The organism is Stutzerimonas sp. Brlt_14 (genome assembly GCF_051948915.1).
In the GTDB taxonomy this organism is placed as follows: domain Bacteria; phylum Pseudomonadota; class Gammaproteobacteria; order Pseudomonadales; family Pseudomonadaceae; genus Stutzerimonas; species Stutzerimonas stutzeri.
This window is the reverse complement of sequence record NZ_JAYJLM010000004.1, coordinates 125,928-149,782: the sequence shown is the minus strand read 5'-3', so window position 1 is coordinate 149,782 and position 23,855 is coordinate 125,928. Positions and strand designations below refer to the sequence as shown.

Genomic DNA, 23,855 nt, shown 5'->3' with positions numbered 1-23,855 from the left:
GCCCGCGGCGCCCCCTGGGGAATTCACGCATGAACACTGCCCTGCACCGATTATTGCTGCTGCTCCTGCTGGTTCTGCCCTGGGCAGCCCAGGCCGGAGACGCGGCCGACTACGCCAAGGCCAGCCCGGCCAAACAGGCCAGGCTGCTGGAAAGCTGGGCCGCCGCGCCCGCGCCTGAGCGGCTGCCGCTGATCGAAGCGCTGCGCGCCAATCGCGTGGCCATCGACCAGAACAAGACGCCCTTCATCGAGGAAAACGGGGCCTACCGTGCCCTCGAAGGTGATGCCGAGCCGGTCGGCACGCCGAAGAAGCTGCGCCTGAACAACCGCCTGCGCGGCCTGCTCAACACCGCCCTGGCGAGCCACCAGCTGTTCGCCGAAGACCCCGCGCAGCGCCTCGCCGCGGCCAAGCGCCTGCAGCGCAGCGGCCAACCGGAACAGCTCGAGCTGCTCCAGCAGCGCCTGGACGTAGAGGAAGATGCTGCCGTCAGCGAAGCGCTGACCCTGGCACTGGCCAACCTGCAGCTGACCGCGAGCGACCCGGCCGTACGCCTCGCCGCCGTGCGTCTGCTTGGCGAAACCGGTGCTCCGCTGGCGCGGGTAAGGCTGGAAAACCTGCTCGCCGATGAAGCGGAAACCGACGCCGCCGTACGCAAAGCCGCAGAAACCAGCCTGGCCCAGGTCAAGCGCAAGCTCTTGATCGGCGAACTGCTCGGCCAGGCCTTCAGCGGCCTATCGCTGGGCTCGATCCTGTTGCTCGCCGCGCTTGGCCTGGCAATCACCTTCGGCCTGCTCGGGGTGATCAACATGGCCCACGGCGAGATGCTGATGCTCGGCGCGTACTCCACCTACATGGTGCAAATATTGATGGCCCGGCTCGCACCTGAAGCCTTGGCGTTCTATCCGCTGGTGGCGCTGCCGGTGGCTTTCTTCGTCACCGCGGTGATCGGCATGGCGCTGGAACGCACGGTGATCCGCCACCTTTACGGTCGCCCGCTGGAAACCCTGCTGGCGACCTGGGGCATCAGCCTGATCCTGATCCAGCTGGTGCGGGTGCTGTTCGGCGCGCAGAACGTCGAGGTCGCCAACCCGGCCTGGCTGTCCGGTGGCCTGCAGGTGCTGCCGAACCTGGTGCTGCCGTACAACCGCATGGTGATCATCGGCTTCGCGCTGTTCGTGGTGCTCCTGACCTGGCTCTTGCTGAACAAGACGCGCCTGGGCCTGAACGTGCGCGCGGTCACGCAGAACCGCAACATGGCCGCCTGCTGCGGGGTGCCCACCGGGCGCATCGACATGATGGCGTTCGGGCTGGGTTCCGGCATCGCCGGGCTCGGCGGCGTGGCCCTGAGCCAGATCGGCAACGTCGGCCCGGACCTCGGCCAGAGCTACATCATCGATTCCTTCCTGGTGGTGGTGCTCGGCGGTGTCGGTCAGCTGGCCGGCAGCATCTTCGCCGCCTTCGGCCTCGGCATCGCCAACAAGATCCTCGAACCGCAGATCGGCGCCGTGCTGGGCAAGATCCTCATCCTCGCGCTGATCATCCTCTTCATCCAGAAGCGTCCGCAGGGGCTCTTCGCTCTCAAGGGGAGGGTCATCGATTGAACCAGCCACTTACCCTCACCGCCGCGCAGAAAGCCGGGCCGAAAGCCACGGTCATCGCCCTCGGCCTGGCGCTGGCTGTCCTCGTCGCCATGCCGCTGCTGCACCTGCTGCCGGCCGAGCATGCCCTGCACGTTTCGGCCTACACCCTGACCCTGGTGGGCAAGATCCTCTGCTACGCCATCGTCGCCCTGGCGCTGGATCTGGTCTGGGGTTACGCGGGGCTCTTGTCACTCGGCCACGGCCTGTTCTTCGCCCTCGGCGGTTACGCCATGGGCATGTACCTGATGCGCCAGAGCGCCGGTGACGGCCTGCCGGCATTCATGAGCTTCCTCGCCTGGAACGAGCTGCCCTGGTACTGGTATGGCACGTCGAGCTTCCTCTGGGCCATGTGCCTGGTGGTGCTGGTGCCCGGCGTGCTGGCCTTCGTCTTCGGCTTCTTCGCCTTCCGCTCGCGGATCAAGGGCGTGTACTTCTCGATCATGACCCAGGCGCTGACCTTCGCCGGCATGCTCCTGTTCTTCCGCAACGAGACCGGCTTCGGCGGCAACAACGGCTTCACCGATTTCAAGACCATCCTCGGTTTCTCGATCTCGGCGCCGGCGACCCGCGCCACGCTGTTCCTCGCCACCGTGGCGCTCCTGGCCGGCAGCCTGTACCTGGGCTTCCGCCTGGCGCGCAGCAAGTTCGGCCGGGTGCTCACCGCCCTGCGCGATGCCGAGAACCGGCTGATGTTCTGCGGCTACGACCCGCGCGGCTACAAGCTGTTCATCTGGACGCTGTCGGCGGTGCTCTGCGGCCTGGCCGGTGCGCTCTACGTGCCGCAGGTCGGCATCATCAACCCCAGCGAGATGGCGCCGACGCAATCCATCGAGGCGGCCGTCTGGGTCGCACTCGGCGGACGCGGCACGCTGATCGGCCCGCTGCTCGGCGCCGGCCTCGTCAACGGCATGAAGAGCTGGTTCACCGTGGCCTTCCCCGAATACTGGCTGTTCGCCCTCGGTGCGCTGTTCATCGTCGTCACCCTGTACCTGCCCAAGGGCGTCATCGGCCTCATCAAGCGGAGGGGCGAAGAATGAAAACCGTACCCTGCAGCGCCGTCATCGACGGCTTCGACCCCACCGGGGGTGGCCTGACCCGCGATGCCATCGGCCTCGGCCGGGTCGCCGAGAAGGGCCTGGACGTACGCCACGGCACCATCCTCAGCCTGGAAGACATCAACGTCAGCTTCGATGGCTTCAAGGCGCTGACGAATCTAAGCCTGTACATCGGCGTCGGCGAGCTGCGCTGCATCATCGGCCCCAACGGCGCCGGCAAGACCACCATGATGGACGTCATCACCGGCAAGACGCGTCCCACCAGCGGCAGCGCCTGGTTCGGCGAAACCCTGGACCTGACCCGCATGAGCGAGGTGGACATCGCCCAGGCCGGCATCGGCCGCAAGTTCCAGAAGCCCACGGTGTTCGAGGCGCTTTCAGTGTTCGAGAACCTGGAGCTGGCGCAGAAGACCGACAAGTCGGTGTGGGCCAGCCTCAGGGCCAGGCTTTCCGGCGAGCAGAAGGACCGCATCGACGAAGTGCTGGAGACCATCCGCCTCGGCCAGTCGCGTCATCGCCCGGCCAGGCTGTTGTCCCACGGGCAGAAGCAGTTCCTCGAGATCGGCATGCTCTTGATGCAGTCGCCGCAGCTCTTGCTGCTCGACGAACCGGTGGCCGGCATGACCGATGCCGAGACCGAATTCACCGCCGAGCTGTTCAAGTCGCTGGCGCGCAAGCATTCGCTGATGGTGGTGGAGCACGACATGGGCTTCGTCGAGACCATCGCCGACCACGTCACCGTGCTGCACCAGGGCCAGGTGCTGGCCGAGGGTTCGCTGCAACAGGTGCAGGCGGATGAGCGGGTGATCGAGGTGTATCTGGGGCGTTGAGCAAAAAGGTGGATGGCTTCGGCCATCCACCCTACGCCCGCCAAACGCCCATGCCCGCATCAACGCAAACCTAATCGTAGGGTGGATAACGCCAGAGGCTTACCCACCAAGTGAAGGAGTCGCACATGCTGCAAGTCCAGCAACTGCACCAGTACTACGGCGGCAGCCATATCCTGCGCGGCCTCTCGTTCGAGGCGAAGATCGGCGAAGTCACCTGCCTGCTCGGACGCAACGGCGTCGGCAAGACCACCCTGCTCAAGTGCCTGATGGGCCTGATCCCGGCCAAGGAAGGCGCGGTGAACTGGGAGGGCAAGCCGATCACCGGCTTCAAGCCGCACCAGCGCGTGCACGCAGGCATCGCCTACGTGCCGCAGGGGCGCGAGATCTTCGGCCGCCTGACCGTCGAGGAAAACCTGCTGATGGGCCTGTCCCGTTTCAGCGCCAGGGAAGCCAAGGAAGTACCCCAGTTCATCTACGAGCTGTTCCCGGTTTTGCAGGAAATGAAGCACCGCCGCGGCGGCGACCTCTCCGGCGGCCAGCAACAGCAGCTCGCCATCGGCCGCGCGCTGGCGAGCAAGCCGCGCCTGTTGATCCTCGATGAACCCACCGAAGGCATCCAGCCCTCGGTGATCAAGGAGATCGGCGCGGTGATCAAGAAGCTCGCGGCCCGCGGCGACATGGCGATCCTCCTGGTGGAGCAGTTCTACGACTTCGCCGCCGAACTGGCCGACCAGTACCTGGTGATGAGCCGCGGCGAGATCATCCAGCAGGGCCGCGGCGAAAACATGGCCGCCGAGGGTGTGCAACGCCTGGTGGCGATCTAGCCTTGCTGCAGCGCCCCCACGGGGGCGCCTGATCGGTGTCAATGTCCGGCTCTCCCGCCGGGCCGATGATTGACAGCGTTGGCTCCAGCAGGGGGTGCATGGCATGCACGATGCGTTCGACTCTTCCGCCCCGGCCGAACATGCCAGGCCGCTGATCTGGCTGTCCTGGCTGTTGGGCGCGGCCATGCTCGGCGCGCTGGTGGTCGGCGTCCTGCAGCTGGCCGACGCCAGCCACTTCGCCCTGATTCTCAGCCAGGCCGAGCCGGCCTGGCTGCTGGTCGCCATCGCGCTGCAGGGACTGACTTACGTCGTCCAGGGTCAACTGTATCGCCAGGTAGTGACGGCCGCGGGCACGTCGCTGCCGTTGTGGGACGCCACCAAACTCAGCCTGACCAAGCTGTTCATCGACCAGGCCCTGCCTTCCTCCGGATTCAGCGGCGCGGTGGCAGTGGTCGCCCTGCTGCAACGCCGCGGCATCGCTGCGTCTCAGGTTTCCAGCTGCTTCATCGTCAGCGTGTCGGCCTATTTCGTGGCCTACCTGCTGGCGCTCGGCGCCGCCCTCTTCATCGCAATCGACAGCGGCCATGGCAGTCTCGCCGTGATCGCCACCAGCGCAGCCTTCATGCTGTTCTGCGGCCTCATGGCGATCGCCGCGCCGCTGATCGCCGGGCTGCCGCAGGGCGCCCTGGCCAGGCGTCTGCAACACGTGCGCTGGATGCAGCGCCTGCTGGCGATGGTGTTCGCGGCCGAGCCCCGACTGACGCGCAATCCGCGCCTGCTGAGCTGGGCCAGCGGCTATTCCCTGCTGATCGTTCTGCTTGACGCCCTGACCCTCTGGGCGCTGCTTCACGCAGTCGGCCACGCGGCGCCCTTCGCCGGCATCTTCGCCAGCTTCATGCTGGCCAGCGTGTTGCGCAGTGTCGGCATCGTGCCGGGTGGGCTGGGTGCGTTCGAGGCCGCCGCGGTGGCGACCCTCAGCTGGGCCGGCGTGCCGCTGGCGGCCGGCCTGTCGGCAACGCTGCTGTTTCGCGTGTTGAGCTTCTGGCTGCCGATGCTGCCCGGCTTCTGGCTCTCCCGGGACGCCTTGCGGGCCGGGGCCGCAGACCACCACGAGACGGTCACGCCGGACTACTGGAGCCAGCCGCTGGATGAGCTCTACGCCAGCCTGAAGACCGGCCCGAACGGGCTCGCCAGCGACGCTGCCGCCGCGCGACAGCCGTCGGTCAGGCGTACGTACCGGCCGAACCTGGCGCGGCAGGTCGGCGCCTCGCTGCTGCGCCAGCTGTCCAGCCCGCTGGTGCTGATCCTGTTGATCGGCGCGCTGGTGGCGCTGATCGCCCATGACTGGCTGGATGCCCTGATCGTGCTGGCCATCGTCATCGCCAGCGCGCTGGTCGGCAGCCTGCACGAGGTCCGTTCCAACCGCGCGATTGCGCGCCTGCGCGAACAGGTGGCCAGCCGCGCCGATGTCTGGCGCGACGGGCGCCTGCAGAGCCTGGCCGCGGATGAAGTGGTGCCCGGCGATATCGTCGAGCTCTCGGCAGGCAGCCTGATTCCGGCCGATGGCCGGCTGGTCGAGGCGCGCGACTGCTTCGTCAACCAGGCCCTGCTGACCGGCGAGACCTTTCCGGTGCAGAAGCAGGCGAGCCGGATCGCCAGCGACGCCGCCCTGTCGCAGCGCGACAACTGCCTGTTCCGCGGCACCTCGCTGCGCAGCGGCACGGCGCGCCTGCTGGCCGTGCGCTGCGGCCTGCATACCGAGCTCGGCCATATCGAGCGCTCGCTGGTGCTGCGCCCGCCGGAAACCGAGTTCGAGCGCGGCCTGCGCCAGTTCGGCGGTCTGCTGCTGCGGGTGATGCTGGTGATGGTCACGGCGGTGCTCGGGCTCAACCTGTTCCTCGACCGACCGCCGCTGGACACCCTGATGTTCGCCATCGCCCTGGCCGTCGGGCTGTCGCCGGAGCTGTTGCCGGCGATCCTCAGCGCGACCCTTTCGGCCGGCGCGCGACGCATGGCGGGGCGCGGCGTGATCGTGCGCCATCTCAACGCCATCGAGAATCTCGGCGCGATGGACACCCTCTGCACCGACAAGACCGGCACCCTCACCCGCGGCGTGGTGGCCCTCGACGGCGCGCTGGACGCCGACGGCCAGCCCAGCAGCACGGTGCTGCGCATGGCCTGGCTCAACGCATCGCTGCAGACCGGCCTGCGCAACCCGCTGGACGAGGCGATCGGCGACTACGCCCGCGACAAGGCGCCGGCCATGACTGGCGCCGACAAGCTCGATGAAATTCCCTACGACTTCGTCCGCAAGCGCCTGAGCGTGCTCTTGCGCGACGCCGGCGAGCCCACGCCACGGCTGATCTGCAAGGGTGCGCTGGATAACGTGCTGCAGGTGTCGGCGTTCGTGCAGCAGGGCGATGCCGTGCTGCCGTTGACCGCCGAGCGGCGTGAGGCGCTGGCGGCCCGCTTCGCTGCCTGGAGCGCCGCCGGCTATCGGGTGCTCGGCCTTGCCTGGCGCTCCATGGAAGGCGAGCGCTGCACCGTCGATGATGAACAGGCGCTGGTCTTCGCCGGCTTCCTGCTGTTCTTCGACCCGCCCGAGCCCGGTGTGCGCGAGGAACTGGCCGCGCTGCGCGAGCTGGGCGTGGCGGTGAAGATCATCAGCGGCGACAACCGCCTGATCGCGCGGCAGGTGGCCGAGAGCGTCGGCATCGATGTCGAGCGCGTCATCACGGGCGCAGAGATCGGGCAGATGCGCGACGAGGCGCTGATCAACCTGGCGCCGCGGGTCAGCCTGTTCGCCGAGGTCGATCCCAACCAGAAGGAGCGCATCATCCGCGCGCTGCAGAAGACCGGCCACGTGGTGGGCTTTCTCGGCGACGGCATCAACGACGCGCCGGCACTGCATGCCGCGGACGTCGGCATCTCGGTGGACAACGCGGTGGACGTGGCCAAGGAGGCGGCCGATTTCGTCCTGCTGCGCCACGAGCTGGGCCTGGTCCGTCAGGGCATCGACGAAGGCCGGCGTACCTTCGCCAACACGCTGAAGTACATCTACCTGACCACCAGCGCCAACTTCGGCAACATGATCAGCATGGCCGTGGCCTCGTTCTTCCTGCCCTTCCTGCCGCTGCTGGCCAAGCAGATCCTGCTCAACAACTTCCTCTCCGACATTCCGGCCATCGGCATCGCCGGTGACCGCGTCGATGCCGACTGGTCACGCACGCCGCATCGCTGGGACATCGGCGAGGTGCGTCGCTTCATGATCCTGTTCGGCCTGATCAGCTCGGTCTTCGATCTGCTCACCTTCGGCGTGCTGCTGTACCTGGTGGGCGAGCAACCGGAGCTGTTTCGCAGCGGCTGGTTCGTCGAATCGCTGATCACCGAACTCGCCATCATCTTCGTGGTGCGCACGCACAAGCCGTTCTACCGCAGCCGGCCGGGGCGCTTCCTGCTGGTCAGTTCACTGCTCATCGCGCTGCTGACCGTGCTGCTGCCCTACACGCCGGTGGGCGGCTGGTTCGCCCTGCAGCCACTGCCGGCCACGGTGCTCGGGGCGGTTCTGCTGATCACGCTGCTCTATGCGGCCTGTTCGGAATGGACCAAGCAGCGCTTCTTCGCCCGGCTCGGCGCATCCCGTCAGCCCTGAGCAAGAGCGCAGCAGGCGCACCACGAAAGGGCATGGCGAACCGGGCGGCAGCAGATCGCACCGTAACGGTGCATATCCCCACGGGTCTCGTCGTCGACGAGGCCTCACACGCCCCGAAGCTGCGCATACCGTTGGGTGGAGGCACGACTATTGCTGTCTGCCCAGTCAACTACCACCGGCAGCCGCGCATGACCGTTCTGACTCACCCCTTCACCCCGCACTGGCAGGCCGAGCTCGAGCTCGGCTATACCCGCATCGGCGACGCGACGCGCCCGGTGCTGCGCCGCCATAGCGGACCGCTACGGGTGCAGAAGCATCTGTATCCCGAAGGGTCGGAAGTCTGCCAGCACATCATCGTCCACCCCCCGGGCGGCATCGCCGGCGGGGATCGGCTGGACATCAGCGTCACGCTCGGCCCCGGCGCCTGGGCGCAGCTGACCAGCCCCGGTGCAGCCAAGTGGTATCGCGCCGCCAGCCCGGCCTTTCAGGACCTGCAGCTGCGCGTCGAGGCCGGTGCCACGCTGGAATGGCTGCCGCAGGAGACCATCGTCTATTCCGCGGCTCAGGCCGAGCTGAACACTCGCATCGAGCTGCACGGCGACGCCCGGCTGTTCTACTGGGACATCGTCGCCCTCGGCCGGCCGGCAGCAGGCGAGCGCTTCGACGCCGGGCATTTCCAGGGGCGCCTGGATATCCGTCGCGACGACCGGCTGATCTGGCACGAGCGCCAGCGCATCGCCGGCGCCGATGCGTTGCTCGACTCACCGATAGGCCTCGACGGGCGTTCGGTGTTCGCGACCCTCATCGCCAGCGGCGAGCTCGACGCGGACCTGCTGGAACGCTGCCGTGAACTGCCCAGCCGCGTGCGCGGTGACCTGACGCAACTGCCGGGGCTCATCGTGGCGCGCTGTCTGGCCGACGAGGCGCTGCACGCCCGCGCCTGGCTGATCGACCTGTGGCGGCTGTTGCGCCCCGAACTGCTGGGCCGCGAAGCGGTACCGCCGAGAATCTGGAGTACCTGAATGATCGGTGGGCACGGCTGCGCCGCTGCCCTCCCTACGCCGGCGCGCCTGCGTGCACGTCGCCCTGAACAACGCTGCGTGGTCTCGACCACCGGCCGGTGGATACGAAGAGCGACATCCACCCTACGACTGGAGCGGTTATGGATCTGTCACCAAGAGAGAAGGACAAGCTGCTGATCTTCACCGCCGGCCTGGTGGCCGAGCGCCGGCTGGCCCGCGGTGTGAAGCTCAACTACCCGGAGGCCATGGCCTACATCTCCGCCGCGCTGCTCGAAGGCGCGCGCGACGGCCAGACGGTCGCCGAGCTGATGCACTACGGCACCACCCTGCTCAGCCGCGAGCAGGTGATGGAAGGCGTGCCCGAGATGATTCCGGAAATCCAGGTCGAGGCGACCTTCCCGGACGGCACCAAGCTGGTCACGGTGCATCAACCAATCGCCTGAAATATCGGTCAATGTCTACTGCCCACGACCTTGAACCGTTCTTGAAGGAAACCAACGTGCAGATACGCGACGCCCTGGACACCGACCTCGAAGGCATCCTGCAGATCTACAACGACGCGGTGCAGAACAGCACGGCGATCTGGAACGACCACTGCGTCGACCTCGCCAACCGCCAGGCCTGGCTGGCCGAGCGTCACGCGCAGGGCTACCCCGTGCTGGTCGCAATCGACGAGCTGGGCCGCGTGGCCGGCTATGCCTCCTTCGGCCCCTGGCGCCCCCACGACGGCTTTCGTCATACCGTGGAGAACTCGGTCTACGTCAGCCCCGACCATCGCGGCAGCGGCATCGGCCGCAGCCTGATGAAGGCACTGATCGAGCGCGCCCGCATGCTCGACAAGCATGTGATGGTTGCCTTCATCGAAAGCGAGAACCGCGCCTCGGTGCATATGCACCAGCAACTGGGCTTCATCCATGTCGGCCAGATGCGCCAGGTCGGCTGCAAGTTCGGCCGCTGGCTGGACCTGACCATGATGCAACTGACCCTGAACAGGACCTCGAAACCATGATTCCCGGCGAATACCAGATCCAGGACGGCGATATCGAGCTCAACGCCGGCCGCCGCACCCTGACCCTCTGCGTGGCCAACAGCGGCGACCGGCCGATTCAGGTCGGTTCGCACTACCACTTCTTCGAAACCAACGACGCGCTCACCTTCGATCGCGCCGCCTCGCGCGGTATGCGCCTGAACATCCCGGCCGGCACCGCGGTGCGCTTCGAACCGGGCCAGAGCCGCGAGGTGGAGCTGGTCGAGCTGGCCGGCGAGCGCCGGGTGTTCGGCTTTGCCGGGCGGGTAATGGGCGCGCTCTAGGGCACAGCGCTTTTCGTAGGGTGGAGAACGCCGAAGGCTTTTCCACCGTGAACAGGATCGGTGGATGGCTTCGGTCATCCACCCTACGCGAGACGATACGGATGAAGATTTCCCGCCAAGCCTATGCCGACATGTTCGGCCCCACCGTTGGCGACAAGGTGCGCCTGGCCGACACCGACCTGTGGATCGAAGTCGAAAAGGACTTCACCACCTATGGCGAAGAGGTGAAGTTCGGCGGCGGCAAGGTGATCCGCGACGGCATGGGCCAGAGCCAGCTCTGCGCCGCCGAGGTGGTCGATACCCTGATCACCAACGCGCTGATCCTCGACCACTGGGGCATCGTCAAGGCCGACGTGGGCCTCAAGGACGGCCGCATCGCCGCCATCGGCAAGGCCGGCAACCCGGACATTCAGCCCGATGTGACCATCGCCATCGGCGCCAGCACCGAAGTCATCGCCGGCGAAGGCATGATCCTCACCGCCGGCGGCATCGACTCGCACATCCACTTCATCTGCCCGCAGCAGATCGAAGAGGCGCTGATGAGCGGCGTGACCACCATGATCGGTGGCGGCACCGGGCCGGCCACCGGCACCAACGCCACCACGGTGACGCCCGGCCCCTGGCACATGGCGATGATGCTCAAGGCCGCAGACGCCTTTCCGATGAACATCGGCTTCACCGGCAAGGGCAACGCCTCGCTGCCCGAGCCGCTGATCGAGCAGGTCAGGGCCGGAGCCATCGGCCTCAAGCTGCACGAGGACTGGGGCACCACCCCGGCGGCCATCGACAACTGCCTGTCGGTCGCCGACCAGTACGACGTGCAGGTGGCCATCCATACCGACACGCTGAACGAATCGGGCTTCGTCGAGACGACCCTCGGCGCGTTCAAGGGCCGCACCATCCACACCTACCACACCGAAGGCGCCGGCGGCGGCCACGCGCCCGACATCATCAAGGCCTGCGGCTTCGCCAACGTGCTGCCCAGCTCCACTAATCCGACCCGGCCGTTCACCCGCAACACCATCGACGAGCACCTGGACATGCTCATGGTCTGCCACCACCTCGACCCGAGCATCGCCGAGGACGTGGCCTTCGCCGAGAGCCGTATCCGCCGCGAGACCATCGCCGCCGAAGACATCCTGCATGATCTCGGCGCGTTCTCCATGATCAGCTCCGACAGCCAGGCCATGGGCCGCGTCGGCGAGGTCATCACCCGCACCTGGCAGACCGCCGACAAGATGAAAAAGCAGCGCGGCGCCCTGCCCGGCGACGGCGCGGGCAACGACAACTTCCGCGCCAAACGCTACATCGCCAAGTACACCATCAACCCGGCGATCACCCACGGCGTCAGCCACGAGGTGGGCTCGATCGAAGTGGGCAAGTGGGCCGACCTGGTGCTCTGGCGCCCGGCGTTCTTCGGCGTGAAGCCGACGCTGATCCTCAAGGGCGGCGCCATTGCCGCGAGCCTGATGGGCGACGCCAATGCGTCGATCCCGACTCCGCAGCCGGTGCACTACCGGCCGATGTTCGCCAGTTACGGCGGTTCGCTGCACGCGTCGAGCTTCACCTTCATCAGCCAGGCCGCCTTCGAGGCCGGCGTGCCGGAACAGCTGGGACTGAAGAAGAAGATCGGCGTGGTCCGGGGTTGCCGTCAGGTGCAGAAGAAGGACCTGATCCACAACGACTACACACCAGACATCCAGGTCGACCCGCAGAACTATCAGGTGCGCGCCGATGGCCAGCTGCTCTGGTGCGAGCCGGCCGAAGTGCTGCCGATGGCGCAGCGCTACTTTCTGTTCTGAGCTTCACGGACAGCGCAGCAGCCGACAGGCCGCAGCGCCAACGAAAAGCCCAGGCTTGTCCGCAAGCCTGGGCTTTTCATATCCGTGCCCCGCTCCCGGCCGACACTGATGGCACCGCCTTGGTGCGCTACGTCTTTTGAGTGCATACCCGCGATGCATCCGCAAAGTCGAACGGGATTGAATTTCTGATCTGAAATTTGCATCAATCTTGTATACAAACTTTCCTGCACGATGCCTCGAAGCGCCTAGACTCGAGGCATCGGGCGCAACCGCCTCAGTGATCGTCGCCTGATAATTCGCGAGCTCTGTCGTACGCGGAACAAGAACTGCATACAAAAATCCACAGTCTTGCTCAGAGCGCATCCCATGAATCACGACGACTTTCAGATCAAGCAGATCGACCCCAGTCTCTATAACGCGGATCTCGCGCCGCTCCCCCCGGCTGAACGCAAATGGGGCTGGTTCGAGATCTTCAACGTGTGGTCCAACGACATACAGAGTTTGTTCGGCTACACGCTGGCCGCCACGCTTTTCATCAGCTACGGGCTCAATGGCTGGGCGGTTCTGACGGGTATCGTCCTGGCCGGCTTTATCGTGATGGGGCTGGTGCACCTCACCGGAAAACCGAGTGTGAAGTACGGCATTCCGTTCCCCGTCATGGCGCGGGCGAGCATGGGCGTACGCGGCGCTAACTTCCCGGCGGTCGTCCGCGGCATCGTCGCGATCTTCTGGTATGGCGTGCAGACCTACTTTGCCTCGACTGCCGTTGCGCTGCTGCTCCGGGCCTTCATGGGCACCGATCCACAGGCGGCGACACTGCTCGGCCTGACTGCTATCGACTGGGCCGCCTACGTGATGGTCTGCGTGTTTCAGGTAGCGCTGTTCGTTCGCGGCGTCGACTGGGTAACGCGCTTTCTCAACTGGGCCGGCCCGCTGGTCTACCTGGTGATGATCGTGCTGATGATCGCCATCTGGTATCAGGCCGGCCCGAGCCTGCTGGGCGCCCTTGGCGACATCTTCAGCGGCAGCGGCGAACATGCCGGCGGTCCGATTGCAGCATTCGCGGCAGTGGTCGGCACCATGGTCGCCTACTTCGCCGCGGTGGTAATCAATTACGGCGATTTCGCCCGCTTCGTGAAAGATGAGCGGCAGATGCGCATCGGTAATTTCTTCGGCCTGCCTGTGAGCCTGGCGGTTTTCTCGATGATCGCGCTGGTGATCACCGCCGGCACCGTGGTCGTATTCGGAGAGACGCTGACCAACCCGACCGACATCGTGGCACGCATCGACAATGTCACCCTGACGGTCGTCGCCGCGATCACCTTCTTCGCCGCTACGGTGGGCATCAACCTGGTCGCCAACTTCATCCCTCCGGCCTACGACATCGCCAACCTGGCCCCCGCCAGGATCAGCGCCCGGACCGGTGGCTTCATCACTGCCGCCATCGCCTTTTTCATCGGCGCGCTGTGGGTGGCCTTCATCAGCGAAGTGGGCATCGCCGCCTTTGTCGATACGCTGGGCGCGGCGCTGGCGCCGCTGTACGGCATCATCGTGGCGGACTACTACCTGGTCCGGCGTCAGCGTCTGGATGTACAGCAGCTGTTCTGCGCCGAACGTACCGGCATCTACCACTTCAACGCTGGCTGGAACCGCAAGGCAATGATCGCGTTCGGTGTGAGTGCCGTGTTCTCCGTGGCCTCGGTATGGACGCCCGGACTGGAGAGCCTGTCCGGTTTCGCCTGGCTGCTGGGCGCACTGTTTGGCGGGACGCTGCACTATGTGCTGATGCGCAGGCAGCCCCTTCTTGTCACCCCGGTACAACCCGCGCCGCTGGGGTGAGCGTCGCTGCAAACGAGGCCGGGCATGCTAGAGTGTCCGGCCTTTTTCATCGCTCAGGGCCTTGCGATGGTGCGAACCCTCCTCGACGACCTGCTCACGGTGCAGCGTATCAGTGCCGTGCCGGCCATCCTGCAGGTCCTCAGCGAAACGACCGGCCTGCGCTTCGCTGCAGTTGCCCGCGTTACCGAGACGAACTGGACCGCCTGTGCCGTGTTCGATCGTATCGAGTTCGGCCTGAAGGTCGGCGGGGAACTCGACGTGACCACCACCCTGTGCAGCGAGATTCACGCCTCCCATCAGCCGATCATCATCAGCCAGGTCAGCGCCGATCCGGACTACTGCCACCATCACACGCCGCAGATCTATGGGTTCGAAAGCTACATCTCGGTCCCGGTGCTGCGCGCCGATGGCAGTTTCTTCGGCACGCTCTGCGCGCTGGACCCGCTACCCCGCGACCTGTCCAGCCCGGCGACGCGCGCAATGTTCGAATCCTTCGCCCGTCTGCTGACCCTGCAGCTCGATGCCGAGGAGCAGCAGCAGAGCACGCGCGCCGCGCTGGCCGACGAGCGCCTCACCGGCCACCAGCGCGAACAGTTCATCGCCCTGCTCGGCCACGACCTGCGTACCCCGCTGGCCTCGATCCAGGCGGCCAGCGACCTGCTGCTGCGCCGCTCGACGGAAGCCGGCACCCAGCAACTGGCCGAGCACGTGCGCACCGCCAGCCAGCGTGCCTCGCGCATGGTGGATGACCTGCTGGATTTCGCCCGCGGTCAGCTGGGCAACGGCATTCCGCTGAACTGGACGACGCCACCGGAGCTCAATCGCACCCTGCTCCAGGTGACCGACGAGCTGCGCAATGCGCATCCGCGACGGGTGCTGCTCGAGCGGCTGTCGCCAATGGAGATGTTCGAGTGCGATCCGGACCGCATCGCGCAGCTGCTCGCCAACCTGATCACCAACGCGCTGCATCACGGCGCCAGCACCGGCCCGGTGATCGTGACGGCGCAGACCGACAACGGGCATTTCGAACTCGCCGTGCACAACCGCGGCACGCCGATTGCGGCCGAACACCTCGAGCGGCTGTTCCAGCCCTACTGGCAGGACCAGGGAGGCTCCAGCCGAGGAGGCCTGGGGCTCGGCCTGTTCATCGTCGACCAGATCGCCCGTGCCCACGGCGGCAGCATGCGTGTCAGTTCCAGTGCCGAAGCGGGCACCACCTTCACCTTCTGTATGCCGATCCGCCGCGATTGATCAACGCAGCTGGCTGTCCTTGCTACCGCGACGGTTGTAGCCGCTGAACCTGGCATCTTCCTTGTCCTGCGCCGCCTGGCACTTGATGCACAGGCGTACACCCGGCACCGCCTGACGGCGCGCCTCGGGAATCTTCTCTCCGCATTCTTCGCAGTGCTTCAGGCTTTCGCCCCGAGCGAGTCGGCTGCGGGCGCGCTGTACGGCATCTTCGACGGTGCTGTCGATCTGCTCCTGTACCGCGCCATCTCCTGCCCAACCGGTGGCCATCGCAACCTCCTCGGCCCGCCGGGCCAGTTCTTGGGTGTGCCTGCATTGGAACGGTATTCGCGCCGGGGGTTTCCAAAAAGCCGCCTCGTGAACCGCCGGATTTTCGTTAGGCCACGCACCGGCGCCGCCTGTCGATCCGCTGGCGCCAAATCGACGAGCGGGGCTCGCAGCCCGACCAGCTTGACTATCCTCGGCCCGGTTCAGGCAAGCCGTGGCAGCCAGCAGCGCTCCAGTCCGGTCTTGCCGCAGGTGGTCGTCACCGGTCGGCCGTTCAGTCTTCTCACCAGTGAAGCAGCATATGCACAGACGATATCTGCTCGCGCTGGCCATCGCGCTCGGCGGCTGCGCCAGCCAACCTGAAGTGGTGGAACGCGAGGTCGGCCAGTTCGACCTCAAGCTCGGCACCGCACCGACTCGCAGCATGGCCCAGGGTCTGGTGCAGCCCACCACGGCCGGCACCTTTCGTGGCGGCCTCGATCTGACCCACGCCAGTGGCGTCTACCTCGGCCAGTGGTCGCCCAGCATCGGACTGCTCGACGGCAGTCAGCTGGAGCTCAACAGCTATGTCGGTTACGCCCAGCCACGGCTCGACGATTCGCTGGGTTACGAGCTCGGCGTGATCCGCTATAGCTTTCCCGAGCTGCAGACCAAGAACCGCGAGGAGTACTACGCCGGCGTCAACCTGGGCAGCAGCCGGCTGGGTGGCGCGCTGAGCAGTTCGCTGGGGCGGACCGACAGCACGCTGTTTCTCGACCTGGGTGCGCTGCGGCCGTTCGATGTCGGGGTACGCCTAAAGTACGCCAGCCACACCCTGGACAGCCCGCTGTACTACCCCGGCGGCAGCGTGCGGGTGTTCAACGACTGGTCTCTGAACCTGTCGCGGCGCCTGCTCGGCATGCAGCTGGATCTGTCCTACACCGATACCAGCCTGCGCGGCGCGCAATGTGGCGTCTATTCGGGGCAGAACACCTATTGCGAAGGGTTCATGATGTTCAAGGCCGAACGCTCGTTCTTCTAGCATCGCGACGTCTGCCGGCGCTATCCCCATCGAAAGCGCAGCTGCGCATTGCCGACCGCCAGCAGGAAGGCCGCTGCGGCGAAGCCGTAGAGCAGCCCGAGGTTGCCATCCTGAAACAGCCAGGAGCCCAGCACCGGCCCGGTGGCCATGCCCATGAAGCGGAAGAAGTTGTAGCTGCCCACAGCGGTGGCGCGGTTGTGCTGGTACAGGTCCATCAGCAGACTGGTCTGCACCGGCAGCGACAGCCCGAGAAACAGCCCGAACGCCGTTACCGCCACCACCAGCGCAACCAGCGACAGGGGTGCCACCGCCAAAAACAGCAGCAGGCTGAGCGCATTGAGCAGCGCCGTGACCAGCAGCATCGGCCGCGGTCGCCAATGCCCGAGCAGCCGACCGCCGACGTAGCTGCCGATCACCACGGCCACCGACAGCGGCAGAAACACCAGCCCTTTTTCGCTGGCGCTCAGGCCGTAAACCGCATCCAGCACCCGCGGCATGAACACCAGGTAGTTGTAGAAGGCGTAGTACTGCACGAAGCTCAGCAGCATGATCGCCAGCCCCTGGCGGTTGCCCAGTACCTCCAGGTACTGCGCCGGATGAAAGGCGCGCGGCTCCCCGGCCGGCCGGGTTTCCCGCAGCCAGATGGCGTTGCTCAGCAGCGCGGCCGCACCGACGATGGCCAGCAGCAGGAACACGTAGTGGAAGTCCAAATGCTCGCCGACGAAACCGCCCACCACCGGGCCGACCACCGGCCCCAGCGCCACCATCATCTGGAACGAACCCATCGCCCGGCCGCGCGCGGCGCCCTCGAAACGATCGCCGATCACCGTGACCGCCACCACCGCTCCGGCGGCGATGCCGACTGCCTGCAGCGCGCGGAACGCCAGCAGTGTCTCGATGCAATCGGCCAGGAAACAGCCCAGGGAAGCGACGATATAGATTGCCAAGCCGGCCAGCAGGGTGCGCTTGCGCCCACTGCGATCCACCAGCGGCCCGTAGATGATCTGCATGAAGGCCAGCACCAGCGTGAAGATCGAGATGCTGAGGTTGATCAGAAACGGCGTGGTGCGCAGCGCACCACCGAGCTCCGGCAGGATCGGCGCATACACGGTCTGAGTGAACGGCCCGAGAAAGGCGGCGAAGGCGACCATGAAGGTCAACAGGCGTGGGCTCATCAAGGCTCCAGCGGCGGCGGTGGTGCCCACCCGGGCAGCGATGGCTGTCCGGGCGGGTCAACGGCTTACTCCTTGACCTGCATGTACTCCTCGGCCCAGACGACGTACTCGTCCGCGGTGGAATACTTGACCGACAACTGCGAGGCGTTGAGGTCCAGGGCGTCGACCTGACGCTGCTCGCGCAGGCAGTCGTAGGTCGCCTTGATCGCTGCGAAGTAGGCTGCGTGGCCGTTGACCACGATGCGCACGCCGAGCGCGGCCAGCCGCGCGTTGTCGCGCAGGTTGGGGTTACCGTAGGTGACCAGCATCAGCGGCTTGCTGAGCTGGCTGGCGATGCTTTCCAGGTGATCGAAATCCTCGATGCCGACCAGGCAGATGGCATCGGCACCGGCCTTTTCGTAGGCCTGGGCGCGCGCGATGACTTCCTCGAAGCCGATCACGCCGGCGTTGGTGCGACCGATGATAGCCATCTGCGGATCGACTCGCGCCTCCAGCGCCGCGCGAATCTTGCCGACGGCCTCGAACATGCCGATGAGGTCGGTGGAGCGGCGGCCGAATTTGGGTGGCAGCAGGGTGTCCTCGATGGTCAACGCGGAAATCCCGGCGCGCTCCAGTTCGGAAACGGTGCGCATCACGTTGAGCGCGTTGCCGTAACCGTGGTCGGCATCGGCCAGCACCGGCAACTGGGCGACGCGGCAGATGCGCGTGGCCTGCTCGACGAACTCGCTCAAGGTGATGAGGTTGAAGTCCGGCGCGGCCAGCACCTGCAGCGAGGCCACCGAGCCACCGAGAATGCCGACCTCGAAACCGAGATCGGCGGCGATGCGTGCCGACATCGGGTCGAACACCGACGCCGTGTGGAAGCAGCGGTCGGCGTTGAGCAGCTCGCGGAAGTTGCGGCGCAGGTCATGATGAGAGAGTCGCGGCATATAGGCTCCGTTTGTTGTATGCGTTGCACGCAAGGGTCGAATCGCCCTGTCTGTTCATTTCAATATCGATGCTGAGAAGCTGTTCGGCCATCCGAATGGCACATCTGCCGTTTATCCGCCGGCGGCGGGCTGGCGGCGCTGCACATAGGCCATGCACAGCCCGCTGGCGATGATCACCGCCATGCCGATCAGGGCGCCGGCATCCGGTGCGTGATCGAAGGCGAGGTAACCCACCACCCCGGCGAACACGATCTGGCTGTAGGTGAACGGCGCCAGCGTCGCCGCGCTGGCGAAGCGGAAGGCGTTGGTCAGCAGCAGATGGCCGAGCATGGCCATGCCACCGAGGGCGCCCATCAGCAGCGCGTCGTGCAGCGTCGGCGTGCGCCAGTTGAAGATCACCAGCACGCTCAGGGCCACGCAGCCGACCAGGCTGGTCAGGTAGTTGCTGGTCACCGGATGGTCGGTTCCGGCCAGGCGCCGCGTGATCAGCTGATAGACCGTGAACGACAGCGCCGCGCCCAGCGGCAGCAGCGCTGCCGGAGTGAACAATGCCGACCCCGGACGAACGATGATCAGCACGCCGAGCAGACCGAACCCCACCGCGATCCACTGGCTGGGATTGATTCGCTCACCGAGCAGCGCCGAGGCGACGGTCACCAGCACCGGCGTCAGGAAGATCACCGCGGTCGCCTCGGCCAGCGGGATGAAATGCAGGCCGTTGATGAATAGCAGGCTGACGCTGACCAGGCTCAATCCGCGCAGCAGCTGCGGCCAGGGCCGCAGGGTGCGGAACACGCGCTGCCCCATGCGCGGCACGAACAGCGCCGTCATCAGCACCGTCTGCGCCACGTAGCGGGCCCAGATGACCAGAAAGACGGGGTAGATCTCCGAAAGGTGTTTGGCCAACCCGTCATGGCTGGCCAGCAGCAGACCCGACAGCAGTATCAGCAGAACGCCATAGAGCGGGTGGTGATGATCGTTCAACGCTCGCCTCACTTGTTAGCAGACTAAGCATTATGCCTGCCAAGGCCTGCGGATGCTCCATCAATCGGCTGACTGGTGCTGCCACGGCGACGAGCCGGCTGGCCAGTTGACACCGGCTGACCTCGGACCTGTACACCCGCCCCGCAGGCCGTCCGCTGGCAAGCAAAACACCGCCGTTTCGCGTATGATCGCCGGCTTTTTGCCGGGCCGCGTGGCGTTTCGCGGCATTCGAGTGTAGTCGTGATGTACCAGTTGAGAGCGATGCAGGAGCGCGATATCCCTGCCGTCCTGGCGATCCAGGAAGAATCCTATGCTGCCGAGGTACTGGAAGACGAAGCGGTGATCCGCTCGCGCCTGGCGGCCTGCCCGCAGCTGGCCTGGGTAGCCGAGGACGCCGAGGGGGTCTGCGGCTACCTGTTCGCCTACCCGTCCCGCCTGGGCAAGGTCACGCCGCTGGACGGTGAATTCCACAGTGACGGTGAAGCCGATTGTCTGTACCTGCATGATCTGGCCGTGGCCCGTCGCGCCGCCGGTCGCGGCATCGGTCCGGCGCTGGTACGCCACAACCTGAAGCAGGCCAGCAGCATCAGGCTGCGCTATTCGGCGCTGGTCTCGGTACAGGATTCGACCGGTTTCTGGTCGCGCCTGGGCTACCAGGCCCATGACGAACTCGAGCCGCCACAGGCCGGCAACCTGGCCAGCTATCAGATCCCGGCGGTATACATGGTGCGCAGCCTGCACCAGTAAGGCGCACGCTTGCGCCAGGACCGCACCACGCGCACCGCAACGGTGCGCGGCAGGCCCCAATATCTGGCACAAAGATCCCTGGAGCCGCCACCAGTCCTGTCCGAACGCCCGATTGGCAAGCCCCTTGCTCTGCTTCGGCAAACGATCCGACCGGAACATTGCAATGCTGGTGATTCGCCAACGCATCGCGGCCCGCCCTGAATGGCAGGCCGAACTCGAACTGACCTACGACGCGCGCAGCAAGAGTCGCCTGCGCTGCTTCAGCAGCAGCGGCGAAGACGTCGGCCTGTTTCTCGAGCGCGGCCAGCCGCCACTCGCCGACGGTGAGTGCCTGCTGGCAGCCGATGGCCGTGTGGTGCGCGTGCGCGCCCGCCCCGAACAGCTGTTGCACGTCACCTGCGCCAGCGCCTTCGAGCTGACCCGCGCGGCCTACCACCTGGGCAACCGCCATGTCGCCCTGCAGGTCGGCGACGGCTGGCTGCGCCTGCTCGACGACTATGTACTCAAGGACATGCTGTTGCAGCTGGGCGCCCAGGTCGAACACATCGAGGCGCCCTTCCAGCCGGAGCATGGTGCCTACGGTGGCGGCCATCATCATTCCCACGCCGGCGAGGCGGAGTTCAGTTACGCACCGCGCCTGCACCAGTTCGGCGTACGCCCGTGAACGCGGCGGGCGCGCCCGTCCCGGCCTGGGCTCTGCTCCGGCTGGCCAGCCCGCAGCTGCCGATCGGCGGCTACAGCTATTCCCAGGGGCTGGAGATGGCGGTGGAGAACGGCCAGGTGAACGACCCGGACAGCGCCCGGCGTTGGCTGGAGAATCAACTGCTGCTCAACCTCGCCCGCTTCGAGGCGCCGCTGCTGCTCGCGCATTGCCAAGCGGCGGCACAGGACGACTGGCCGCGCCTGTTGCATCTGGCCGCCGAACACCGCGCCAGCCGCGAAACCCGCGAGCTGCAGCTGGAAAGCCGGCAGATGGGCTATTCCCTCGCGCAGCTGCTCGACGGCCTGCCGGAACTCGATCAACCGGGGCGTGACTGCCTGGCCGCCGCCGACGAGCCCGGCTTGGCCCTGGCCTGGGCGCTGGCCGCCCGTGCCTGGCAGATCGAACCTGCCGATGCACTGGCCGCCTGGCTGTGGGGCTGGCTGGAAAATCAGCTGGCGGTGCTGATGAAGACCCTGCCGCTGGGGCAGCAGGCGGCGCAGCGGTTGACCTCGCAGCTGTTGCCGGTCCTGAGCCAGGCGCAGCGGGAAGCGAGTCAGCTGCCGGCAGCGGCCTGGGGCAGCGCGCCGTTTGGATTGGTGCTGACCAGCATGGCGCATGAGCGGCAGTACAGTCGGTTGTTTAGGTCATGAGGGTCACAAGCTTTCAGGCAACTCGGACCCCAACCCCCGTCAGGAGGCCGAGCGCAGTTGCCGTGGAGGGGGTTGAGCAGCATGGATGCCGCGAGAGCTGCGATGGGCCAGGGATGGCCCTTCGCAGCGTGCCCCCGGAGCGGCGATGGAGTGAGGGCACCCTTCGCGCAGCGAAGGGCCGGATGCCGGGGTCACCTTCTCTTTGGTTACTTTCTCTTGGCGAGACAAGAGAAAGTGACGCGCCGTGCAAGGCGCAACCTGCAGTCCCAGCCGAGGAAAGTGCGGCGCCTGACAACATTGCGTACGCCACCATCGATCACCCAGCGATTTCTATTCCCCCCTGCCCCAATCGGCAGCGGCACGCCCTTCGCATCAACCCCGAGGCACCCACACTGCCTCCCAGAGGAGACCACCCATGAGCACTCAACCCCTGCGCGTCGGCATTGGCGGGCCGGTCGGTTCCGGCAAGACCGCCCTGACCCTCGCCCTGTGCCAGGCCCTGCGCGACCGCTACAACCTCGCCGTGGTGACCAACGACATATACACCCAGGAAGACGCCCAGTTCCTCGTGCGTAACGAGGCCCTGGCGCCCGAGCGGATCATCGGCGTGGAAACCGGCGGCTGTCCGCACACGGCGATCCGCGAGGACGCCTCGATCAACCTCGAAGCCGTGGAGCAGCTCAACCGGCGCTTTCCCGGCCTGGATCTGATCATCGTCGAGTCCGGCGGCGACAACCTCTCGGCCACCTTCAGCCCGGAGCTGTCTGACCTGACCATCTACGTGATCGACGTGTCCGCCGGCGACAAGCTGCCGCGCAAGGGCGGCCCGGGCATCTGCAAGTCCGACCTGCTGGTGATCAACAAGATCGACCTCGCACCCATGGTCGGTGCCTCGCTGGAGGTGATGGATCGCGACGCCCGCAAGATGCGCGGCGAGCGCCCGTTCGTCTTCAGCAACCAGAAGGTCGGCCAGGGTCTCGAGGAGATCATCGCCTTCATTGAAAAACAGGGAATGCTCAGCGCCGCCTGACGTCCGCCCGACCACCCTAGGAGTCTCTATGAACCTGCGCAAACCACTGCTCGCCACCCTTCTGCTGCTCAGCCCGACCCTGGCACTGGCACACCCCGGCCACGATCACGCCGGCGTGCTGTCCGGTATCGCTCACCCCGTCTTCGGTCTCGATCACCTGCTGGCGATGGTCGCCGTCGGGCTATGGGCGGCCCAGCAGACCGGCAAGGCGCGTTGGGCGCTGCCGCTGATCTTCGTCGCCACCATGCTGCTGGGCGGCCTCGCCGGCTTTGCCGGTATCGAGATGCCGCTGATGGAAACCGGCATTGCCGGCTCGGTATTCGCACTGGGCTTGCTGGTGGCACTGGCGGTACGTCCGCCTCTGCCGGTGGCCGCCCTGCTCACCGCGCTGTTCGCCATCAGCCACGGCGTCGCCCATGGCCTGGAACTGCCGGAGCTGTCCAGCCCGTGGGGTTATGCCGCCGGCTTTGTGGCGGCCACCGCTGCGCTGCATGCCCTGGGCTACGGGCTGGTGCGCGGCCTGCCGCAGGCCGCAGCGCCGCTGGTTCGCATCGCGGGGGCCGTATCGGCGGTTACCGGCGCCTGGCTGCTGGTCGCCTGATAGGTGACAGGCATGCCCACAATAACCCTCGCTTATAACCCAGTCCCATCCTGAATCACCGGGAACCCTCGGCGACAGCACAAACCAAAGCTAGTGGACGCGTTCTACGGTGCGGCCTTTAAAGCGCACCGCAGAACGGGCTACCCACTGACAAGGGAGCGATGCTGTTGACCACCTACTCTACGCACGGCTTTGCCTACTGGGCCCTGAAGGCATTTGCCATCGTCCTCGCACTCTATGGCCTGGCGCTGGCGGCGGGCGGCCTCTGGCTGGTGACGCTGGGAGGCTCCTGGTATTACCTGCCCGCCGGTATCGGCATGCTGGTCTCCGGCATTCTGCTGTTATTCATGCGCATTCAAGGCGTGTGGCTCTACTGGCTGGTATTCGTGGCCACGCTGGTTTGGGCACTTTGGGAAGTGGGCCTCGAGCCCTGGCCCCTGGTACCCCGTCTGGTCGCGCCCGCGGTCATCGCGCTGCTTACATTGCTGTTCATCCCCACGGTTCGCCGCCACTCGAATTGAGGTA

The 23,855-nt window shown here is 66.3% G+C and carries 23 protein-coding genes; 19 read left to right on the top strand and 4 right to left on the bottom strand.

Annotated elements, in window-relative coordinates; genetic code table 11:
• Nucleotides 1-29: 29 nt before the first annotated feature.
• The 12 genes from urtB (at nucleotide 30) to VF716_RS11035 (ending at nucleotide 15,226) form a co-directional block, all read left to right on the top strand.
• Complete coding sequence (gene urtB, locus VF716_RS11090; RefSeq protein WP_440552698.1) at nucleotides 30-1,601, top strand: urea ABC transporter permease subunit UrtB; 1,572 nt, start codon at nucleotides 30-32, stop codon at nucleotides 1,599-1,601.
• The gene (urtC, locus tag VF716_RS11085; RefSeq protein ID WP_003283037.1) at nucleotides 1,598-2,677 is read left to right on the top strand and encodes an urea ABC transporter permease subunit UrtC; all 1,080 of its coding nucleotides are present in this window, start codon (nucleotides 1,598-1,600) and stop codon (nucleotides 2,675-2,677) included. Before urtB ends, urtC begins: the two co-directional genes overlap by 4 nt.
• Entirely contained in the window at nucleotides 2,674-3,525 is an 852-nt protein-coding gene (gene urtD / locus VF716_RS11080; protein ID WP_125882093.1) for an urea ABC transporter ATP-binding protein UrtD, read from the top strand. Before urtC ends, urtD begins: the two co-directional genes overlap by 4 nt.
• 125 nt (nucleotides 3,526-3,650) lie before the next feature.
• Entirely contained in the window at nucleotides 3,651-4,349 is a 699-nt protein-coding gene (gene urtE / locus VF716_RS11075) for an urea ABC transporter ATP-binding subunit UrtE (protein ID WP_011914738.1), read from the top strand.
• A gap of 103 nt (nucleotides 4,350-4,452) precedes the next feature.
• Nucleotides 4,453-8,001, top strand: coding sequence for a magnesium-translocating P-type ATPase (mgtA, locus tag VF716_RS11070; RefSeq protein WP_125856562.1), 3,549 nt, complete (start codon nucleotides 4,453-4,455; stop codon nucleotides 7,999-8,001).
• Between the two features lie 188 nt (nucleotides 8,002-8,189).
• Nucleotides 8,190-9,023: an urease accessory protein UreD gene (locus VF716_RS11065; protein ID WP_111481534.1), complete on the top strand. Its 834-nt coding sequence runs from the start codon at nucleotides 8,190-8,192 to the stop codon at nucleotides 9,021-9,023.
• 140 nt (nucleotides 9,024-9,163) lie between these two features.
• Nucleotides 9,164-9,466, top strand: coding sequence for an urease subunit gamma (gene ureA, locus VF716_RS11060; RefSeq protein WP_003283033.1), 303 nt, complete (start codon nucleotides 9,164-9,166; stop codon nucleotides 9,464-9,466).
• A gap of 11 nt (nucleotides 9,467-9,477) precedes the next feature.
• The gene (locus VF716_RS11055; RefSeq protein ID WP_017246510.1) at nucleotides 9,478-10,032 is read left to right on the top strand and encodes a GNAT family N-acetyltransferase; all 555 of its coding nucleotides are present in this window, start codon (nucleotides 9,478-9,480) and stop codon (nucleotides 10,030-10,032) included.
• A complete protein-coding gene (locus VF716_RS11050) occupies nucleotides 10,029-10,334 on the top strand; it encodes an urease subunit beta (RefSeq protein ID WP_011914741.1) in 306 nt (101 codons plus the stop codon). The genes VF716_RS11055 and VF716_RS11050 overlap by 4 nt, the downstream gene beginning before the upstream one ends.
• A gap of 101 nt (nucleotides 10,335-10,435) precedes the next feature.
• Complete coding sequence (ureC, locus tag VF716_RS11045) at nucleotides 10,436-12,136, top strand: urease subunit alpha (RefSeq protein ID WP_061372958.1); 1,701 nt, start codon at nucleotides 10,436-10,438, stop codon at nucleotides 12,134-12,136.
• A 366-nt stretch (nucleotides 12,137-12,502) separates the two neighbouring features.
• Nucleotides 12,503-13,975, top strand: coding sequence for an NCS1 family nucleobase:cation symporter-1 (locus VF716_RS11040; RefSeq protein ID WP_013984138.1), 1,473 nt, complete (start codon nucleotides 12,503-12,505; stop codon nucleotides 13,973-13,975).
• Between the two features lie 24 nt (nucleotides 13,976-13,999).
• Nucleotides 14,000-15,226 carry a GAF domain-containing sensor histidine kinase gene (locus VF716_RS11035; RefSeq protein WP_049338957.1) on the top strand — a complete coding sequence of 409 codons (1,227 nt, stop codon included), beginning with the start codon at nucleotides 14,000-14,002 and terminating at the stop codon, nucleotides 15,224-15,226.
• Here the strand turns inward: VF716_RS11035 and VF716_RS11030 are convergent, their stop codons facing one another.
• Complete coding sequence (locus tag VF716_RS11030; protein WP_013984140.1) at nucleotides 15,227-15,493, bottom strand: DksA/TraR family C4-type zinc finger protein; 267 nt, start codon at nucleotides 15,491-15,493, stop codon at nucleotides 15,227-15,229. It lies immediately after the preceding gene.
• A 298-nt stretch (nucleotides 15,494-15,791) separates the two neighbouring features.
• Here VF716_RS11030 and VF716_RS11025 point away from each other — a divergent pair, with 298 nt between their 5' ends.
• Nucleotides 15,792-16,511, top strand: a complete 720-nt coding sequence (locus VF716_RS11025; RefSeq protein WP_440552697.1) for a TorF family putative porin — start codon at nucleotides 15,792-15,794, stop codon at nucleotides 16,509-16,511.
• Between the two features lie 20 nt (nucleotides 16,512-16,531).
• On the opposite strand, the gene VF716_RS11020 is transcribed toward VF716_RS11025, so the two are convergent.
• The 3 genes from VF716_RS11020 to VF716_RS11010 form a co-directional block, all read right to left on the bottom strand.
• Nucleotides 16,532-17,686 (bottom strand): MFS transporter, encoded by a 1,155-nt coding sequence (locus tag VF716_RS11020; RefSeq protein WP_111481536.1) that lies wholly within the window; start codon nucleotides 17,684-17,686, stop codon nucleotides 16,532-16,534.
• Between the two features lie 65 nt (nucleotides 17,687-17,751).
• Nucleotides 17,752-18,615 carry an isocitrate lyase/PEP mutase family protein gene (locus VF716_RS11015; protein ID WP_111481537.1) on the bottom strand — a complete coding sequence of 288 codons (864 nt, stop codon included), beginning with the start codon at nucleotides 18,613-18,615 and terminating at the stop codon, nucleotides 17,752-17,754.
• A 111-nt stretch (nucleotides 18,616-18,726) separates the two neighbouring features.
• Nucleotides 18,727-19,599: a DMT family transporter gene (locus VF716_RS11010; protein WP_020305866.1), complete on the bottom strand. Its 873-nt coding sequence runs from the start codon at nucleotides 19,597-19,599 to the stop codon at nucleotides 18,727-18,729.
• Nucleotides 19,600-19,860: 261 nt separating this feature from the next.
• Between VF716_RS11010 and VF716_RS11005 the strand changes: the two genes are divergently transcribed.
• From VF716_RS11005 to VF716_RS10980, 6 genes are all read left to right on the top strand, one after another.
• Nucleotides 19,861-20,346, top strand: coding sequence for a GNAT family N-acetyltransferase (locus tag VF716_RS11005; RefSeq protein WP_049338959.1), 486 nt, complete (start codon nucleotides 19,861-19,863; stop codon nucleotides 20,344-20,346).
• A gap of 163 nt (nucleotides 20,347-20,509) precedes the next feature.
• The gene (ureE, locus tag VF716_RS11000) at nucleotides 20,510-21,010 is read left to right on the top strand and encodes an urease accessory protein UreE (RefSeq protein ID WP_014597810.1); all 501 of its coding nucleotides are present in this window, start codon (nucleotides 20,510-20,512) and stop codon (nucleotides 21,008-21,010) included.
• Nucleotides 21,007-21,699, top strand: a complete 693-nt coding sequence (locus VF716_RS10995; RefSeq protein ID WP_095461258.1) for an urease accessory protein UreF — start codon at nucleotides 21,007-21,009, stop codon at nucleotides 21,697-21,699. Before ureE ends, VF716_RS10995 begins: the two co-directional genes overlap by 4 nt.
• A gap of 415 nt (nucleotides 21,700-22,114) precedes the next feature.
• On the top strand, nucleotides 22,115-22,729 hold the full coding sequence (gene ureG, locus VF716_RS10990) for an urease accessory protein UreG (protein ID WP_013984147.1): 615 nt from the start codon (nucleotides 22,115-22,117) through the stop codon (nucleotides 22,727-22,729).
• Between the two features lie 28 nt (nucleotides 22,730-22,757).
• Nucleotides 22,758-23,330: a HupE/UreJ family protein gene (locus VF716_RS10985; protein ID WP_125855832.1), complete on the top strand. Its 573-nt coding sequence runs from the start codon at nucleotides 22,758-22,760 to the stop codon at nucleotides 23,328-23,330.
• 161 nt (nucleotides 23,331-23,491) lie between these two features.
• On the top strand, nucleotides 23,492-23,851 hold the full coding sequence (locus VF716_RS10980; protein ID WP_003283009.1) for a hypothetical protein: 360 nt from the start codon (nucleotides 23,492-23,494) through the stop codon (nucleotides 23,849-23,851).
• Nucleotides 23,852-23,855: the final 4 nt, after the last annotated feature.

Excerpts from the sequence above, each read along its gene's own strand:
- urtB (WP_440552698.1), top strand. The coding sequence starts at position 30 with ATGAACACTGCCCTGCACCGATTATTGCTGCTGCTCCTGCTGGTTCTG.
- urtD (WP_125882093.1), top strand. The coding sequence starts at position 2,674 with ATGAAAACCGTACCCTGCAGCGCCGTCATCGACGGCTTCGACCCCACC.
- urtE (WP_011914738.1), top strand. The coding sequence starts at position 3,651 with ATGCTGCAAGTCCAGCAACTGCACCAGTACTACGGCGGCAGCCATATC.
- mgtA (WP_125856562.1), top strand. The coding sequence starts at position 4,453 with ATGCACGATGCGTTCGACTCTTCCGCCCCGGCCGAACATGCCAGGCCG.
- VF716_RS11065 (WP_111481534.1), top strand. The coding sequence starts at position 8,190 with ATGACCGTTCTGACTCACCCCTTCACCCCGCACTGGCAGGCCGAGCTC.
- ureA (WP_003283033.1), top strand. The coding sequence starts at position 9,164 with ATGGATCTGTCACCAAGAGAGAAGGACAAGCTGCTGATCTTCACCGCC.
- VF716_RS11055 (WP_017246510.1), top strand. The coding sequence starts at position 9,478 with ATGTCTACTGCCCACGACCTTGAACCGTTCTTGAAGGAAACCAACGTG.
- VF716_RS11050 (WP_011914741.1), top strand. The coding sequence starts at position 10,029 with ATGATTCCCGGCGAATACCAGATCCAGGACGGCGATATCGAGCTCAAC.
- ureC (WP_061372958.1), top strand. The coding sequence starts at position 10,436 with ATGAAGATTTCCCGCCAAGCCTATGCCGACATGTTCGGCCCCACCGTT.
- VF716_RS11040 (WP_013984138.1), top strand. The coding sequence starts at position 12,503 with ATGAATCACGACGACTTTCAGATCAAGCAGATCGACCCCAGTCTCTAT.
- VF716_RS11035 (WP_049338957.1), top strand. The coding sequence starts at position 14,000 with ATGCTAGAGTGTCCGGCCTTTTTCATCGCTCAGGGCCTTGCGATGGTG.
- VF716_RS11030 (WP_013984140.1), bottom strand. The coding sequence starts at position 15,493 with ATGGCCACCGGTTGGGCAGGAGATGGCGCGGTACAGGAGCAGATCGAC.
- VF716_RS11025 (WP_440552697.1), top strand. The coding sequence starts at position 15,792 with ATGCACAGACGATATCTGCTCGCGCTGGCCATCGCGCTCGGCGGCTGC.
- VF716_RS11020 (WP_111481536.1), bottom strand. The coding sequence starts at position 17,686 with ATGAGCCCACGCCTGTTGACCTTCATGGTCGCCTTCGCCGCCTTTCTC.
- VF716_RS11015 (WP_111481537.1), bottom strand. The coding sequence starts at position 18,615 with ATGCCGCGACTCTCTCATCATGACCTGCGCCGCAACTTCCGCGAGCTG.
- VF716_RS11005 (WP_049338959.1), top strand. The coding sequence starts at position 19,861 with ATGCAGGAGCGCGATATCCCTGCCGTCCTGGCGATCCAGGAAGAATCC.
- ureE (WP_014597810.1), top strand. The coding sequence starts at position 20,510 with ATGCTGGTGATTCGCCAACGCATCGCGGCCCGCCCTGAATGGCAGGCC.
- ureG (WP_013984147.1), top strand. The coding sequence starts at position 22,115 with ATGAGCACTCAACCCCTGCGCGTCGGCATTGGCGGGCCGGTCGGTTCC.
- VF716_RS10985 (WP_125855832.1), top strand. The coding sequence starts at position 22,758 with ATGAACCTGCGCAAACCACTGCTCGCCACCCTTCTGCTGCTCAGCCCG.
- VF716_RS10980 (WP_003283009.1), top strand. The coding sequence starts at position 23,492 with ATGCTGTTGACCACCTACTCTACGCACGGCTTTGCCTACTGGGCCCTG.